Raw genomic sequence first — 16,961 nt, forward strand, 5'->3', positions numbered from 1 at the left:
ATTGTTAGGGATTTTGTTGTCTAACCTGGATAATGTGAAATAAACCCAACTTTCTCACGCCATCCATTCAGTCTACTGTGAGGCATCTTTCACCAATTGAGCAAATTTGTTCGGGTTAACATCCTCAAACTCCAGCATCACGCCGCAACGCTAATCAATAGACCCAAAGAAGGGGAGTACAACAGATTATGTCAAACGGCAATATATTGGCAATTTTGGAAAAATAGAGAACGGAATAGTAGCCGTTACAGCTTATGGTCTATTCGAGGGTATGACATTTCCCTTAACGTTTGAAATTTATAAACCATTACAAAGATTACTAGAACTAGATGTCTACCAGACTAAACCAGAAATCGCTGCTTCTATGATTAGAAAACTCCGAGTCATGGGGTTTAACTTCAAGCTGGTACTAGCAGATAGTCTGTATGGTGAAAGCGAGAGTCTTCGACACGGCTTCGCCGAACGCAACTTCCTGAGTGTGTTGTGCTGATTGGTGGGACTTTGGTTTGGATTGGAAGAATATACTCAACAATCTACGCCTGATTATCCAACCTTACCAATTTTTTAATCTAATCAAACCCTGGCTCAAGGTTTTTCCTATTTCACATTTGTCACTTGGTTTTTTAACACTAATTGCATTGATGAATCGAATGCGCGGCGCTGTTCCAGACTGCTATGAATATGAGGATTTTCTATTTTCCTCTGCTTAGAGTGATGGAAGAGCGCTAACATCAGTTTCAACAACAATGGAAACACCATTAGCTTGTCTACGACGAACAAACAAAGACGACCTGGAACAAAAATTCTCATTTGAAGTTTCCTATTGTTACAACGCTAAAACCTTTACACCTTTATACCCGTACACCCTAAATCAATATTTTTGGGAGAAAAAGCCAAAAACTTACACCTGTCAAAGAAATTTTTTCACTTTTTTTCGCGCTGCATCACGTACTTGTTGATTCAGCAGATAGCCAAAGCCGGAAGCTTCGAGGCGAGAAACTAGTTCATCACGAGTATGTCCTAAAGCTTTGGCTGTAGCATCAATATTCCAGTTATAGTTGGCTAGCTGACTGAGTAAGTATACTCGACGGGTTTGGGCAGCTGATAAACGGTAAGTTTTGAGATACTCTAATTCTCCGTTATCTCGTACGATCGCCTCGCCAATATGGTTTTCTTCTTTGGGTTGCAGGTTAGTGATGAACCGTTGCATTTGGAATGGTCCAGCAGTATAAATTTTCTGGGATTGCAATTGGCACTGTAATAATCCTTGGGCCATGAATCCTTGAAATGAAGCCCAATCCGATCGCATAAGAGTGATCGCTCTTTTTAAATCTGCCAAACTATTAATTTGAGCATCATCCACAGCTACAGCCATTGGGCATGTCGTATCATACATGAAGCTGTACTGATAAATTAGTTCACCGTAAAAGTCTTCTAAAAGGCTGGTGTGCAAAGCGCGGTAATCCTCTGGAGTAGGAACAACAAAAGCAGATGCTAAAGCTTCAGCGACAAATACTAATACGCCAACTTGTCTTTCGTGAATCTCAAACACCCGCAAAGCGTCTTCCAACCCTGCAATGTAACGTCCGCTGAAAGATGATTCGTAACGTGAACCAAGTCCGTGAGACAGGGCATATTTTGAATATTCACTCCAAGCAATATCTGGCCCTGAGAAAAACAGTGATAAAAAACCTTCCATTGCTAGGTGCAAAGGTAAAAATCGCAGTTGATTTTTTGATTCTCGCTTGGCCATACGGTGCATTAACCGCACTTTTGCACAACAAGAGTTAAAACTTTTGCCATCAGACTTAAGCATCTGTCCGCCAAAGCTGGCTACTGGACTACCATCATCACTCCAAGACATGACTAAGCCATGAGGCACGTAAGAAAAATATTTCATGCCTGGTTCGGTTATTTTACCCTCTAAGGAAACAACCGCAATATCTTCATCGTAAGAACGACGTAGCAAGCGCAAATCACCCTGCACTTGTTGCCGCAGTAATGGCACAATACGTATTGCACCACATATTTGGGAAGGTGCAATCTGCAATCCTTTTAAAGATATATCTGTTAATAAGCTTTTTGTTTTTGCCATAGCAATTTTTATTAATCTCGGTTTTTGGGTTAGGAACTGTTGCTCGATATTAAAGAAGATGCTGTTAAAAACTGCTGTACTCGTTGCGCTAAATATGTTTCTAGTTCTGATAAGGGTGCAGAACCTTCAGCAAAACGAGCAAAGTTGAGCATAGTTGGTAAATCTTCTGCATCTCTTAGCCCGACAGTGGGGGCAAATGGGCTGAGGGTGCGTAAGGAAAAGTCGTCAGAATTGAATACAGGGTTGCAATGAATAATAGAAGTTTGCCAACTGGGGTCTAGCTTAGTACGGTAGACGCGCAGGGCTTCGGCTGCTCCATTGGGTGGATCGTTTTCGCAACCATCGGAGATAATTACTACTAACTCGGCTCCTGATGTCAAAGCTGTTAACAATGGTGTTGCTAAGTCAGTCTGTCCACGGGCATTTACTTGTAATGAATCTTCTACGGGTATTGTCCAGAAAGCTTGGTATTCTCTAGCTGCGGCTTTTAATAGGTAGTGGGCAGCCATAGCTACGCCCAAAGGACGGCGGCGTTTTTCACTAGAGCCAGAACTAGAGTAACTACAATCTAAGACGGTTGCAACCTTTCCTAATTCTAGAGGTGCTTTTTTTAACGCCAAACGTGCTGATCGCTCTAAGGCTTGGTGTAAAATATCTCGTTCTTGTTGTCGTGTTTCCCAAGGTAAGGACAGAATATACAACGCCAGCTTGGTTAAGGGAAGACGACCCAAATCTACATTTATATCAATGTCTGTACGCTCTGCCGCACCTTGTAAACGCAACTTTTCGCCTAAAGTCATTTGTGGTTGAATTCGAGATAAAAACACATCACGGGGGACTTTGTGTTTAACTGCAAATCCTTCGGCAATGGTGAAAGGTAAATTATAAATAGCTTCGGCGCTGTAATGTGCTTGGCGAAACTGTTCAAATAGCCCAGTTGAATAAAAATTTTGTTTCCAATTACGGAAGAGGAAAGTACCCAATTCGCCGTGCAGTTTCAGATGTGCGTGGGTGGCGATCGCTCGTACTTTAGTGCGATACTTGACAGCATCAAAACTCATATCGCGCCGCATACTTAAATAATCACGAGCGATCGCTCTACTACGTCTATTATTGATCCTGCGTTGTTTTAACTGTTGTAAAACTCCCCAAGCTCGTTGTGGCGGTAAAGCATTCAATGCATGAGCAATCAGTGCGCCTTCTTCCTGGCGATGTTCTAAGAGCGTGTCTTTTCCTGTTGCTAGTAATTTTAAGATAATTTGGGCTTGGTTGAAATGGTTGATACCTGCTGCTAAACTTCGAGCATAAAGTAAGCGGTAATTACCAAGAATGTAATCATGTAAAAAGTCAATTGATACACATTGACCAAAAGCATCATCATAAAATTCTTTTTGTCCAGTGCAGGCGAGACAAGCATTGATAAACATTACCAAGTCTTCTCGCGCTACTTGTTCGACACGGTTGGTATAATTATTAGTCATATAATTTACTCACGCAGAGGCAAAAAGAGAAAGAGTTAAAAGTAATTTTGAGTTCGGGGAAAGAACGGTACGACTTGGTTAGACAACTTAACAGGTTGGAGAGGAAGTCATACCAAAGTCCCGCGAACAGTAAGACTGAAGCTAAAAAAATTTTGAATTATTGTGGGCCTTGGTGAATTAAAGGATGATTTAGTGACTTATAAAATTCTTCCTCTACCTCCCCTGCTCCTCTGCCCCCTTGGGGGTGCTGTTCGGGGAAAGGCGGCACGACTAACTAAGACAGTGTTAGAAACCGGGTTCGGAAGTCGTACCAGAGTCCCGCGAACAGCAAGACTAAATTACTGATTTAAGCGTGACAAAGTTGTTGGCTTTGGGATAATTGCTGAAGTGATAATTCCGCAGATAGACTTAAAGCGGCAAGCAAAACACCTGTTTCACTGTTGGGAGTTGATGTTATCCAAACACCTTTGAGAGTGACTTCCATGTATGAACTATCACTTGGGCATAACTCTATCAAATTTTCTTGAGCCAGCTTTTCTAAAACATCTGATGATTCGATAGGTAATAGAAAAGCAGCCGTGCTAGGTTCTACATAGAAATGTGTACTAGTGCTTATGGCCAAACTCACTCTTTTATTTACCCAATTTTCTAAAGGTATGTTGAGATAATCTAAACTAAAGCTATTTTCGGTGTACGTCAGTTTTAACATATAGGTTAAGGAATATCTAAATAAATATAGATTCAGCACCCAGCTATGTGTTTTGGTTGATTGAATCTATAAAATCAGAATATTCCAAAGAATTTCCCCTAAGCTAACTGTGGATTTACAATCGGGAATGCTTGTAAAATCGACTTTAGATCGTTAGGGGAAGTTGTTAAACTTGGGGGAATCCCCGAACTTTGTTCAGGCAATTACAACAATGGCAAGAGCGAGTTATGGTTCAGAAGCAAAAAAGCGATCGCGGCATTTATTACAGGTGCTATTAACCTATGCTAACGATGCATTAGAATGCGATGAAACAGCTTTAGATGCCTTGCGTCCTGAGATTCAAACTCGCTGGCAAAGTGAAACTCGCCTAGTCGTCAGAACTAAAGTGAGATTTTTACAGGCTTTAACAGGGTTAACATCAAGCCAATTAACATCGGAACAAATCAAAGAAGGTTTAAAACGGTTTGCAGATTTCTTAGAAATTTTAGAAGATAATCGTCCTTCTCGCGGCGGTTCAGAAACTTGGCACTTTACCTTAAATCTCTGGTGCAAACGCCAAGATACAGCAGCCAATATTCAAAAATTTGATTGGGAGTGGGAAAATCGCCATAAACAAAAGTCTAAGGCAGTAATGGCCACAAGTAAAGAACAAGGTAGACCAAGTATAATTTCTTCTGAGTCTTATGCTACTCCATACCCCAATTGGCAAGAACTATGTCGCGCTAATCTTAATCATCGGCTGACAACAAATCCCATCACCAGTGGCGATGGTGTCACTTTTGAACTGAATCAGGTTTACGTACCTTTAGGCTTAGTGCAGCGAAAACAGCGTTTACGTCATCGTGATGATGTAACTCCTCAAGAAGGTTCGCGTTTGTATGAACCAGAGGATGTGGATATTATCCAAACCTTTGACCATAATGAATTTTTTCAACAGGTGCTAGGACAAAGGCAAAGTAAACGAATTGCGATTGTCGGTGAACCAGGCGCAGGTAAGACTACATTATTGCAGAGAATCGCTGTTTGGCTGTTGGAAAATACCGCAGATTTACCTATTTGGATTTCCCTAGCAGATTTACAAGGTAAAACCTTAGAACAGTATCTAATTCAAGACTGGCTACCTTCAGCTATTCGTAAACTCAGGGTTCCGCCAGAAATCGAAGACGCATTCTGCGAACAGTTTAACCAAGGAAAAGTTTGGTTACTACTAGATGCAGTCGATGAAATGGCAATTGAATCTACTAGTGCTTTAGCGAAAATTGCCAATTGTCTCAAAGGTTGGGTAGGTGATGCAGCAATTATTCTTACCTCTAGGTTAAATGTTTGGGATGCAGGGAAAAATGCTTTAGAAAATTTTGAAACTTACTGCAACTTACATTTTACTTACGGTGAAGATCACACGCAAGACCGGGTAGGGCAATTTATTTTCCAGTGGTTTGGGCACAACCCAGCTTTAGCAAAAAAGCTACGACATGAATTAAACCAACCAGAAAAGCGACGCATCAAAGATACGGTAAAAAATCCTTTACGCTTGGCTTTATTATGTCGGCTCTGGGGAATAACTCAAGGGGAATTACCTAACAGTAAAGCGATGCTTTATCAGCAGTTTGTTGAAGCAATTTATGAATGGAAACAAGACCATTTTCCTACGACTTCTACCCAGAGACAGCAGTTAAATCAAGCGTTGGGAAAATTAGCAATTGTAGCTATTGCTCAAGAACAAACAAAGTTCCGTCTGAGACATCGTTTCGTGTATCAAGTTTTAGGTAGTCCTGATGATGGTTTATTCCAATTAGCACTCCAATTGGGTTGGTTGAATCAGGTGGGAATTTCGGAAACTTTAGGGGAAAAAGTTTATGCTTTTTATCATCCGACATTTCAGGAATATTTTGCAGCTCAATCTATTACAGATTGGCACTTTTTTATATCCCAAGATAGGGGCAATGATTTACCTACCCATGAAAATAGTTACCGGATTTTTGCACCGCAGTGGCGGGAGGTAATATTACTATGGCTGGGTCGGGATGATATAACACAAATAGAGAAAGAGCAGTTTATTCAAGCACTCACTCAATTTCAGGATGGATGCGGGAGATTTTATAATTATCAAGCCTATTTTTTAGCAGCACAGGGAATTGCTGAATTTGCTAGTTTCCCACAAGCTGATGAAATTATGCGACAGTTAATCAAGTGGCGTTTTGGCTACTTTCATCCAGAAAAGCAAAAATGGTGTAGATATCAATCACCAATTGTTGAGGGTGCGCGGATAGCGTTGCTAAAAACAGATCGTACTATAGCGATCGCCACCTTAGAACAATTTATCACTGACTGTCAAAATGATTTTGATAGTTGGAATGCAGCCTATAGTTTAGGTAAGACTTTTGACCCTGGGAATAAGATTGCGATCTCCTCTCTGGAAAATCTGGTTAAAATAGCTCGTCATGAAACTATTCGTTGGCAAGCTGCTTATAGTCTGGGCAGAGTTGATGCTGGAAATCAAATAGCGATTACTGCATTGATGCAAATTGTTGATACCACTAACAATGAAGCTACCTGCCGCAAGGCTGCTTATAGTTTAGGCAAGATTGATTTCAGAAATGTACTCGCTATTTCTACGTTAGAAAAAATTACCACAGCAGCAACAGATTCATCTGTGCGTCGCCAAGCAAGCGAGAATTTAGCAACTCTACTTGGTCAGGAAATTACAAATAAATTGCAGAGTAAACGAACACAAAAAAATAAATTACCTTTGTCCCTTTTACCTGAAAAAATCACAGCCTTAATCCGTGGCATCTCCTCATGTGAGGATGAAGACACTAAAAGACGCATAGCTTATAAATTAGCCAAATTTGACCCAAGAAATACTCTGGCATTTACCACCTTACTGCAATTAGTTAAATCAACCCAAAGTATACCCTTACGCAAACGTACAGTAGATAATTTAAAAGAAATCCTAATTGATGAACAGTTGCCAAAAGTAATTCTTTACCTTAAAGATCGTTTTGCAGATACCGTACAGGAAGATGAGTTGGAATCCCATCGAGACTATTACAATTTGATCTGGTACTGTGCCGAAAATATAACTTATGAAGCATTTTATCAAGCTTGGCATAGCCAAATTGACACGATACCATCATAGACTGAACTAATTTACAAAGGAAGGTTCTTGCTCGATAAGATGAATTGGGGCAAGCTCTTGAGGCAGGGGAGGCAGAAGAAGCAGGGGGAGATTTTAGAAGTTACCTAAATCATCCCGCAAATATGCAACGCCCAATATTTTATGGATTATCTCCAAACACAAAAAAGTCTAGATGAAAATCAACCAGTTCTTGCACAGCTTTTGAGTAATGCCTACGGGAGACTATTCGGTGTCGCTAAAGCGACGCTAGAATTAGTTTATAATCTGCGCCAGAATTTAAGAATCAATCAAAATTTAGAATCGGATGATAGGGAGTTAATTATACTATTAGAACCACTTTATCAGCAAGAGCGTGAAAAAACCAAACAAGAAGGATAACAGGATTTAATTATACGTCAACTAAATCGTCGTCTTGCTGAAATTGATGCATCGTTGATTGAACGAGTTCGAGGATTATCTATTGAGCAATTGTCTACTTTAGGAGAGGCGTTATTAGATTTTTCTGTTGTGGCGGATTTAGAAGCTTGGTTAAATCAGCAAGCCGGATAACAACATGACCCAGATATCCATTCCATAGAGCATGGTAGTATTTGGGGGTGTAAATCGAGGCTTTTAAAATGGCAATAGAAGTGTTTCCATGATCATTTTATTGCGACTGTGGACATAAATCGTATTTCTTTGAGAATACTGTCTCTGAGATGGAAAAAATGAGCAGAACAAAACTTGTCACTTTAAGCGATTCAGAAAAGAACGAACACAAAATTGTTTTTTCAAGGGCAAGGCAATAGAGATTATTTGCTCCAAACTGGGAAAGTGCAAAATAACCGACTCACAGTAATGGTTTTGATGGAACAGTGAACTACTTTAACCTACACCGCCACCAACCAATCGCACACCACAAACGTACACCCGCTCCCAAAGTTAACCCAAACCTGCCACTGCCCCAGATACCCATTCCAGTAAGGCTCACCATCAGCAACGCCAACAGCCTCACCAACTTGGGAGACTTTTCTTTTGGGTTAGCAAGTCACCAATGACCATGAAAATTGCAAATCCCTCTAAGCGTGGGCGCTTAGAGGGATTTTAGGTATTGATATTTGGTATTGGGTTTTTTGACTGCTAGGTTAAATTACTTGCTTTCTCAACTGCTGACTTTAACTCTTCAAAGGTAATACTACCGTCAAAGTCTGAATCATAATTTACTATTAATTCCTGGGGAGTAGTAATATTTGTTTCTGATGAGATGATTACACTTAGACCAGGACTTAAAAAAAGATCATTAATGGAGATTTTGCCGTCTTGATCACTATCTAAGGTATTAAAAAGAGATTGAAGCTCTTGCTCGGTTGTCATAAGTTTCTATCTGAAGAACCGCTTTTCAACTTAATATCTCATTAATCTCTGATTAATCTCTCAAAATTAAATAAACTTGTGTCTTTAGACGTAGAAACGGCGATCGCTAAGGCTTAGATTGGGTGTAGGCTGTGGGTTACAGGGTTTACAGTCTGACGATGAAAATAAATCGATATGGACGCGCCTTTTTTCTAACGTAGTCAGATATACAGCCAATCTTCAGTCATGGCTTAGACAATAATGGGGGGTGTGGACGGCGATAAAGAAGGCATGGGAGCAGGGGTGCATGGGTGCAGAGGAAATACTTATACTAATTTTTCCCTCTGCTCAACACCATACTGAGCTTGCATCCTAGCCTTATATGCCGCATCTGGCTCAAGTGACTCTTGCCGCTTGAGTTCCTTCTCCTCCCGTTGCCGATACTTCAGTATCTTCTGGACAAACTCTACATCTTCAGTATTGAGCCGATGATAATATCGAACCCACTGACCATCTAAGAGTGGTCGCCTTGACTCAGTAGAAAAACACGGCGTTGGGGAGATATAAGAAATCAAATGCCCCGCCAGATCAAGAATATTGTTGATAGGTTAGAGTTTCGTATTAGTGAAAAACAGTTCAAATCTTATAACGAAGGATTAAGATGGTTAAACAAATTAACAAGAATCGAAAAACCTGATTTATCTTTAGGTAAAAATTTGATTTAGAATCTCATTAACTTGCCCAGAAAAGTAATAAACGCAGGTATGAGAAACTTCATTATAATCAACATCAAGGCAATTTTCGGCATTTTCTAACCTACTGATCGGGCCTTTAATTTCGACTATTGATATTTGTTCGCCTTCAGCTTCAACAGGGTAAGCGCATCTAGTTTTGTGCTTCAGGATACAGAATATTTTGCTAAAGTATAGGGCAATGTATCTAATTTGAGCATGAAATGTTTAGGTAGTACGCTAATGAGCAAAGCGTTCAATCATGAGTGGGGGCTGTCTCATGTCATCAAGGTTAAACTCTGCTCGTTCAAAGCATAAAACTGATTCAAAGTTTAACGTGCTCAGCGTCACGGAATTAACACAACTGATGCAAAGCTATTTTAGTGAAATAGAAGACCCTCGCTCGCAACGCACCCGGGCCCACCTGTTAACAGATATTTTAATCAGACGCTGGCGGACTCGCTAACGCTGCGCTATCGGCATTTTATCAGCGATCGCAGGGGGTAAGGGATGGGAGGACATGGAAAACTATGGTTTGAGCAAATATGATTGGTTAGTACAATTTTTAGCTCTAGCTAATGGCATTCCTTGTCCGAATATTTTTAGACGAGTATTTGAACGTATTGACCCCAAAGCATTTGAGCGTTGTTTTCAGAGGTGGGTACAGTCAATAGTTGAAACAGTTGAGGCGCAAGTTATTCCCATCGATGGCAAGACGCTTAAAGGTTCCTATGACAGAGAACACAACAAGTCAGCCTTGCATTTAGTCAGCGCATGGGCGAGTGAGCATCGTCTTGTCTTGGGGCAAGTCAAAGTGGCTGATAAATCCAATGAAATTACGGCAATTCCCGCTCTATTAGAACTGCTCGATCTAGCAGGATGCATCATTACAATTAATGCAATAGGTACGCAGACTAGTAATTGCTAGTCTCTGCACCCAGATTCATACATTTAATCAGCAACGCCAAAAATCAATTTAGGTAGGTAAAAGTTATGGCAAATATAATTGGAACCAAGGGGAACGATACGCTAGTAGGTAGTTACGAGGCGGATACAATTAAGGGTCTTGCAGGTAACGATACCATCACAGGGAACGGGGGGGACGACTCCGTGACTGGTGGTGGGGGAAATGATGTATTTGTTTATATATATTATGGCAATGTTAGTGGTACCATCACTGATTTTCGTAGCGTCGGTAAAGGAACAAACCCGACTTCCGCAGTAATTGCCGAAGTGGACACTCTAAAATTCGAGTCCAATGACGACTTGTTCTCTGCTCGAAATCTGTTGCTAACCCAGAATGGCAGTAATCTGGAAATCACCTTTGAAAACTTTGATGAAGGTGCGCCTGATACCAAAGTCATCCTGCAAAACTTCAACTTAGAAAACTTGCAGAACCTGAAAGCTTCTGGAGCAAGACCAGCTGTTGGCAATATCCTGTTTAGTGGACAAACTAGTATCACCGACAGCTTTAATGTCTTAGATGCCAGCTCCACAGATACTAGCCTAAGCATCAAGAATACGGTGACTTTCCTTAATAACCTTGATAACAAGATTACGGGTTTAAATGATTCAGATGATGTCATAACAGAACCTTTGGGCTGTCCATTTTATCCATTACAACCTCAATAAAAGCAAGTTGGTCACGGTTTTGTTGAGCTGTTTGTAATGCTTTGTCTAACTGGGATTCGGTACTAACTTTAATTCCCCAGCCATTGCCAGCGAAAACTTTAGGGAGCTGATGATAATTCCAAGGGGAGCAACGCGATTTTGTGAGGTCGGGTAAAAAAATGCGATCGCTAAAACTTTCATTTCTGTATGAGGTAATTTTATTTGCAATTAATACACGTAATTGCACGAGAAATCATCTTGATGAGATATCTCAAAAAGATTACTAGTAAATTATTTGACGATTATTTCCAAATATATCTGCAATAAGCCTTTAAGACTTGGTATCAATTATGGCAGAAAATTAATTAAATACTTAATTAAAGTATAAAATTTATCAGGCAGTTTGGGGTTTGATAAACGAATTAAAGATAGCATCAGAAAAATTATCCCAACTTTTAGCTATCCATTGCGAGCGTTGATGTAACATAATTTCTGCGTTATCTTGAAGCTAAAACTTACTATTACCTTTCATACGTAAATTAACGACTTGACAAATCAAACTTTCAACAGCACCACTACCAAGAGGTAATTTTCGGGATGCAACTTCGTTATATCTTAAAAGCCTGCGTCTGTAAACTTTTAAAATATAATTTCGTTCTCGTACCAAAATTTTAAGGCGCTCTCCGTTTGCCTCAAAAATAACTTCACCCATATTTCTCATTAAATCTAGTGCCTGACCTTTTTTTAAACTTTTACGAGCTTTTTGAAACCATTGTTGACGCTCATTATTTGTGCTAAAAGCAGCATCAGCAAAATCTTGTAAATGTGATGTAGCGTGAAAAAAGTCTAATAATTGATAAGTTTCAGGTGGGCATTTTAACTTTTTGAGTAAAGGGGGAACATGTATCCAGATCCATTCTGCTCTATCCGCAATTAATAAAACCTGTTTCGCCTGACTAATACCTAAATTAACCAAGTACATCTCTAATATCTGCAAAAATCCTTGATATCCTTGATAAGTTCCATCATTGGTAATTGAAACCTCTCCATTCCTGATTTTTTCACTTTGTTCATTCACTACATAAATTGTTAATACTTTTGGCTCAATCCATTCTCCTGTAAAGCCTACACGATTAGTCTTAGCCTTACGCCTGCCTTTTTTATTAATCCGAATCCGTGTACGACCGCCATCTACAGCAATAACAACACGCTGGCCTTTAAGAATGTTACTCATAGGTAAACTACCAAGCTCTAAACTTGTTATTTTCGATTCACGTAAATTTATACCAATTTTACCAAAGTAATATGTTAGCCGTTCTATGCGTTTTAAGCTGAGATTTATGCCCCAATCAATTAATGTTGTCCGTGCTGCCTCAAACGAGCCAGCAATTGCACCATATTGGGCAATTGTCGATAAAACTCCAGGGGTTAAACCCTCAGACATTCCCAAATATCTTAAAAATGGGCAAAATCCTTAATGTAAAGATTTTTAATTTTTCTTTGATTGAGTTTGACGTTCAACCACATACGGGAGTTTTAAACTTACTTCGATATTCCCAACTGTTAATATTTGTCGTTTTTTACAACCATGCTTTTGTGTAGTTGTTTGCCACCATCCCCGTGTTTGCTGCTCTGCTTTATCCAAAAATTCTTGAGATTTTGACAGATTGTGGAGCAGCAAAGCTGTACATTCTCCAGCCATTATTAAAGCAGATTCTCTAATTTTTTTCTCACGCTCTCTGAAAACGCGTCCATCCCATTCTGAGATATTTGTTAGTTCTAAAAGTTTCGTAACTTTTTCTTGAAAGTTTTTTAATGATTTGCTTAAATCGAAAGTAGAATATATATAATTTTTCATAAGCGCGTAGGCACTCCCTGTTTTGATGTCAGATATCAAAACCTTTACTATTCGGGAATCCTACCTTTTTTTTTGGCAAAAACAACAAATTATATTTATATCTGAGAAGAAAAATCAAATTTTATCAGTGTTAATACCGTTTTAATTGTTATAAATATTTGTATTATACTGAAGCTAGTTTTTAGCGATGCCTTCGGCGGGCGCAGCCATCGCTAACTCACCAATAACTTGATCATCTCGTTCCCAGAAGTAGCACTTAATTTCACCGTTCCAGTCAACAGTAAAGCAGGTTTGCCAAACCTCAGTTATTTTGCCAACATTTAAGAAGGAGTTGCAGATATAAAGGTCTACTTTTACATTTGACTGTTTAAGCTGTTCTGATAAGGTTAGCGAGGTAACAGACTCGCTTAATTGCAACTGCTGCTTGGAGGGGGCAGACTAACCGAGCGTAGAGGTCGTTACAATCTCGTCGTTTATTGAGGTGGTGGCGTACTCCGGGATAAATGGGATCTGCACTGATATTGTCTCGCCAGTATCCATCAATGGCCATTCAGCCCAAGCAACTAGGAACCCCATCATCCACCCCGGCACTGCTGGGTTTAACTTGTCGCCTTTGGTTAAGTATGGCTTCAATTTCTGCTCCAATCTGGTCGCCCCAGCTGGTCTGCATCCCGTTGAGCCTTTGCAGCCGTTTTGGCTCGGATTGGAACACCTGCACCTAGCCCCAAACAAGCGAGGAAAGTCCCCTGGTTGGACTTCTGGTAGACCCAGAGCGCCACGGACTCGTTATCCCATTGTGAAAAAAGCCTTTACCAAGCTTAAGAAAGTATCTAAAAATACTGCTTAACGGCTTTTAATTACTTTGATTGCTCCGGTTTCATTTCATTGTTCAACATGGAATCAATTGGTTTAAATGTTGAGCTATTTTTGCTTACTTTAGTCTAAACTCCAGTCAAATACGAACTCTTCTGGTATACAATGGTTCTTATTTTGGGTCATACAACAAAGCTGCTGGAATTGTTTTGCAACATACATTTTGGCAGTTTTTGACCCCCTTTTTCTAAAATATTGTGAGAAATCCGGAGTAAGGGTATTTCGCCGCCACCCATCCCTGCTGCTTTTTAAGAGGCTTGTCAAAAGGGGGAGATGTGAATCGTTACCATTCTGCTATAGGATTTGTTTTGTAGAAGGCTTTAGGATTGATGTCTTTAAATATTGACCTAAAATCATAGATTACAGGAGCTACACAATGAAAAAGTTAGTGACAGCTATAATTGGTGCAGCGGTGGTTACCTTGGTAACATCAGGTAATGCGAGAGCTGCTTCTTTTCTTGCTACTGGCGATGGAAAAGTTGGAACCATTGATACTTCAACTGGCAGCTTTACACCTGTGTTCACTAATGGTGTTAATTGGGGTGATATAGGTTTCTCTAACACCAACGAGCTGTTTGGAGACAGCGTTAACATTAATGGTGACCCCGATCAGTCATACAGGGTTAATTTAGATTCAAACACTTTAACGCTAATAGGCAATTTAGGCGTTCAAAATGTGGCTGGTCTAGATTTTAATCCCACTAACAATCAACTTTACGGTACTACTTTTGCAGGGGGTTTTTATAACATTAATACCTCTACTGGTGCTGCCACATTAGTAGCTAACATACCTAACTTCAGTACTGCTGGTGACATTGTCTTCGATCCTGGCACTAATGCATTTTTTGCGACATCATTTACCCCTACCGATAGCACCTTATTCTCAATAGCTCTAAATGGTACAGCTAGCCAGATTGGGAACATTGGCTTCAAAAACGTGTTTGGCTTAATCGAGCAGGGCAACACGCTGTATGGTTTTACTGCAGACGGAAAACAGATAACCATCGATAAAACCACTGGATTAGGGACTTTCGACAGGAATGTCACGAGTCTTACTGGTACTATCGTTGGAGCATCATCAGAAGCTACCGCAGTTCCGGAACCTGGATCAGTTCTAGGTGTAGTGGCAGGAGGGATTTTACTTACTGGTTCAGCCATTAAGGGCCGATTTATAAAGAAAAGTAAAATAACGAAAGGTGCAACTTGCTAGTCACTTATAGAACCGCTTGACCAGTAGTCAAGCGGTAGGTATATGTAAGGAACTGCAGACAGAAACGCTTCAAACTACAAACAAGGCGATTTTGAAACCACATTAAGGTTCTTGTCAGATTTTGGTGATCAACACAAAAAAGGGTTTTAAGGCAGAAGGCAGGAGTTTTGTAACCCTTGTACCGTAATCATTTTAGGCATTTTCATTCTTTCTTCCTTCTGCCCTCTGCCCTCTGCCTTCTGCCCTCTGCCCTCTGCCTTCTGCCTTGCCCCAACCCAGATCACCAAAATTGGACAAGAACCTTAATGTGGTTTCAATTTTGACGGCGTTGCTGAACCAAAATATGAATCAAGCGATCGCCTCAAGAAAAGCGGGCGCATAGCGCCCGCAGCGCCACTGAACCATACTGGAGATAATAATATATTACTAAACGAATTGAATGTTTAAGCATTTCCTCGGATGCACGAGTAACAAAAACTTTTACGATGTAGTCGAGCAAGATAATGTCTTAAATGACTATTCTCCCCCTCCACTCTTGTCAGAGGATGTTTTACTAACGATGTGATCTTCATTGCTGATAAAACAAGGATAAACAGGATAACCATCGGTGACATAAAAATAAGACTGCCAACATCTTATTATCAACCACAAATGTTTAAATGTTTCTGAACTTCTGTCGCCTAAAACCCAAGCTATAATTCCCGGAACGCTGTGATTGAAAGCTGTCCAAAGCCAAATTTTGTTTTTTTTGAGCCAAGAAAAGTTTCTGGTTCATCAAATAAGCGTTACTTCCGGTATTTAACTTATATAAGGTGTATCTGGTAACGTGCTAGCAACTTGCCTCACCCAATTGATAACAGTAGTATGATGTACTTTTTTAACTCTTTCTATCGCTCGGAACCCAGAACCATTGACATACATTTCTAGGCATTCACTTTTAATATCTTCCGTGTATCCTTTTTGATCATAAGATTCGCTCTCACTGGCGTTTACAGTTGACACATATGTCGCCACACGGAAAAATATACCAAAGTAAATTCCAAACGCTTTTCTGGCATCAAATGGAACACAATTGATGAGTAATCAAATGAACTGATAATCCACAATAATTGCAAATGAAACTGCACACATAATCCCCGTTAGGAGAGTGAAACCTAAATCTCACTCTATTCTGCTATGATGCAAGAATCCTCAAAATGAGGATATTAAAACTGAATGGAAACAGTGCCAGCAACATTGGCTGCTACTGTTCGTTAGGACTTCCGTTTTGGGAGTTCTAATTTAAACAAATTTTCAACTAAGATTACCAGTACCTCAAGTGTGATTGCCCTAACGATCAATTACTCTGAACCAATAACATCCGCGCCTCATTTACTTCCCAGATTTTAGGGGACACCCACACAGATGCTTGTTTACACATACCCTAGTCGTTAATTTCAGTATGTAATGAAATTCATAAAAATTCATACTGAAATTTAGACGGCTTTGATCGACAACATTCCTGCGAAGATACTGATTCCCGTTGACGGGAATAAAGCTTGGGTTTATTTGCATTAAGGGCTATCTGGCAAGGAGCAACCAAAAGCGCGATCGCCATCAAACCTCGTGCAGCCCAATCTCTACACAACAATTCTGCTTGTTGCAACACTGTTACCATCGCCTTCTCTTGTTTTTCTGGTGGATACCCATATTTCCGCAGCAGGCGCTTGACTAATCTCCGCAGATTCGCTTTGACACTCTCTTTTACAGTCCAGTCAATCGTGACATTACCTCATGACCGAACAATTCGCAATTCGCAGTGACGCTCCTTCTCCTGACGGAGACGCTACGCGAACGTCGCTAACGCTGCGCTAACGCAATTCGCAATTGCGGACGTAATTGATAATTGATTCACCTTGGAGTCAAAGCCCCTAATTTCAATT

Annotated in this window: 13 protein-coding genes and 5 pseudogenes; 7 read left to right on the forward strand and 11 right to left on the reverse strand. The window is 40.2% G+C overall.

Translation table 11 applies throughout. The features are described from left to right. Positions 1-160 precede the first annotated feature (160 nt). A pseudogene (locus ACFE90_RS01805) lies at positions 161-484 on the forward strand (transposase); the annotation flags it as partial. A gap of 113 nt (positions 485-597) precedes the next feature. Here the strand turns inward: ACFE90_RS01805 and ACFE90_RS01810 are convergent. The 4 genes from ACFE90_RS01810 to ACFE90_RS01825 all read right to left on the reverse strand — a co-directional run bounded on the left by ACFE90_RS01810 (position 598) and on the right by ACFE90_RS01825 (position 4,285). Beyond that, positions 598-810, reverse strand: coding sequence for a hypothetical protein (locus ACFE90_RS01810; RefSeq protein WP_375497183.1), 213 nt, complete (start codon positions 808-810; stop codon positions 598-600). 100 nt (positions 811-910) lie between these two features. Then, positions 911-2,095, reverse strand: coding sequence for a hypothetical protein (locus tag ACFE90_RS01815; RefSeq protein WP_375497185.1), 1,185 nt, complete (start codon positions 2,093-2,095; stop codon positions 911-913). A gap of 29 nt (positions 2,096-2,124) precedes the next feature. Next, positions 2,125-3,576 (reverse strand): hypothetical protein, encoded by a 1,452-nt coding sequence (locus tag ACFE90_RS01820; RefSeq protein ID WP_375497187.1) that lies wholly within the window; start codon positions 3,574-3,576, stop codon positions 2,125-2,127. Positions 3,577-3,922: 346 nt separating this feature from the next. Continuing rightward, positions 3,923-4,285, reverse strand: coding sequence for an alr0857 family protein (locus ACFE90_RS01825; protein ID WP_375497189.1), 363 nt, complete (start codon positions 4,283-4,285; stop codon positions 3,923-3,925). Positions 4,286-4,496: 211 nt separating this feature from the next. Between ACFE90_RS01825 and ACFE90_RS01830 the strand changes: the two genes are divergently transcribed. The 3 genes and pseudogenes from ACFE90_RS01830 to ACFE90_RS01840 all read left to right on the forward strand — a co-directional run bounded on the left by ACFE90_RS01830 (position 4,497) and on the right by ACFE90_RS01840 (position 8,461). Continuing rightward, positions 4,497-7,424, forward strand: a complete 2,928-nt coding sequence (locus ACFE90_RS01830) for a HEAT repeat domain-containing protein (protein WP_375497245.1) — start codon at positions 4,497-4,499, stop codon at positions 7,422-7,424. Between the two features lie 237 nt (positions 7,425-7,661). Beyond that, positions 7,662-7,973, forward strand: a pseudogene (locus ACFE90_RS01835) (DUF4351 domain-containing protein); the annotation flags it as partial. Between the two features lie 305 nt (positions 7,974-8,278). Further along, on the forward strand, positions 8,279-8,461 hold the full coding sequence (locus ACFE90_RS01840) for a hypothetical protein (protein WP_375497191.1): 183 nt from the start codon (positions 8,279-8,281) through the stop codon (positions 8,459-8,461). Between the two features lie 82 nt (positions 8,462-8,543). On the opposite strand, the gene ACFE90_RS01845 is transcribed toward ACFE90_RS01840, so the two are convergent. Together ACFE90_RS01845 and ACFE90_RS01850 are read right to left on the reverse strand one after the other, a co-directional pair. Next, positions 8,544-8,777, reverse strand: coding sequence for an EF-hand domain-containing protein (locus ACFE90_RS01845; protein WP_375497193.1), 234 nt, complete (start codon positions 8,775-8,777; stop codon positions 8,544-8,546). Between the two features lie 305 nt (positions 8,778-9,082). Further along, positions 9,083-9,331, reverse strand: coding sequence for a hypothetical protein (locus tag ACFE90_RS01850; RefSeq protein WP_375497195.1), 249 nt, complete (start codon positions 9,329-9,331; stop codon positions 9,083-9,085). A 523-nt stretch (positions 9,332-9,854) separates the two neighbouring features. Between ACFE90_RS01850 and ACFE90_RS01855 the strand changes: the two are divergent. Then, positions 9,855-10,406, forward strand: a pseudogene (locus ACFE90_RS01855) (ISAs1 family transposase); the annotation flags it as partial. A 74-nt stretch (positions 10,407-10,480) separates the two neighbouring features. Further along, positions 10,481-11,119 (forward strand): hypothetical protein, encoded by a 639-nt coding sequence (locus ACFE90_RS01860; RefSeq protein WP_375497197.1) that lies wholly within the window; start codon positions 10,481-10,483, stop codon positions 11,117-11,119. A 45-nt stretch (positions 11,120-11,164) separates the two neighbouring features. On the opposite strand, the gene ACFE90_RS01865 is transcribed toward ACFE90_RS01860, so the two are convergent. The 3 genes and pseudogenes from ACFE90_RS01865 to ACFE90_RS01875 all read right to left on the reverse strand — a co-directional run bounded on the left by ACFE90_RS01865 (position 11,165) and on the right by ACFE90_RS01875 (position 13,373). Next, entirely contained in the window at positions 11,165-11,326 is a 162-nt protein-coding gene (locus ACFE90_RS01865) for a hypothetical protein (protein WP_375497199.1), read from the reverse strand. Positions 11,327-11,492: 166 nt separating this feature from the next. Beyond that, positions 11,493-12,956, reverse strand: a pseudogene (locus ACFE90_RS01870) (ISLre2 family transposase). Positions 12,957-13,130: 174 nt separating this feature from the next. Then, positions 13,131-13,373, reverse strand: a complete 243-nt coding sequence (locus ACFE90_RS01875; protein WP_375497201.1) for a hypothetical protein — start codon at positions 13,371-13,373, stop codon at positions 13,131-13,133. 832 nt (positions 13,374-14,205) lie between these two features. On the opposite strand from ACFE90_RS01875, the gene ACFE90_RS01880 reads away from it, so the two are divergent. After that, entirely contained in the window at positions 14,206-15,039 is an 834-nt protein-coding gene (locus ACFE90_RS01880) for a DUF4394 domain-containing protein (RefSeq protein ID WP_375497203.1), read from the forward strand. A 361-nt stretch (positions 15,040-15,400) separates the two neighbouring features. On the opposite strand, the pseudogene ACFE90_RS01885 reads toward ACFE90_RS01880, so the two are convergent. Continuing rightward, positions 15,401-16,045 (reverse strand): annotated as a pseudogene (locus ACFE90_RS01885) (IS1 family transposase); the annotation flags it as partial. A 447-nt stretch (positions 16,046-16,492) separates the two neighbouring features. After that, positions 16,493-16,798: a type I restriction enzyme endonuclease domain-containing protein gene (locus ACFE90_RS01890; RefSeq protein ID WP_375497247.1), complete on the reverse strand. Its 306-nt coding sequence runs from the start codon at positions 16,796-16,798 to the stop codon at positions 16,493-16,495. Between the last annotated feature and the right edge of the window lie 163 nt (positions 16,799-16,961).

Origin of the sequence: uncultured Nostoc sp., assembly GCF_964245445.1 — a bacterium.
In the GTDB taxonomy this organism is placed as follows: Bacteria; Cyanobacteriota; Cyanobacteriia; order Cyanobacteriales; family Nostocaceae; genus Nostoc.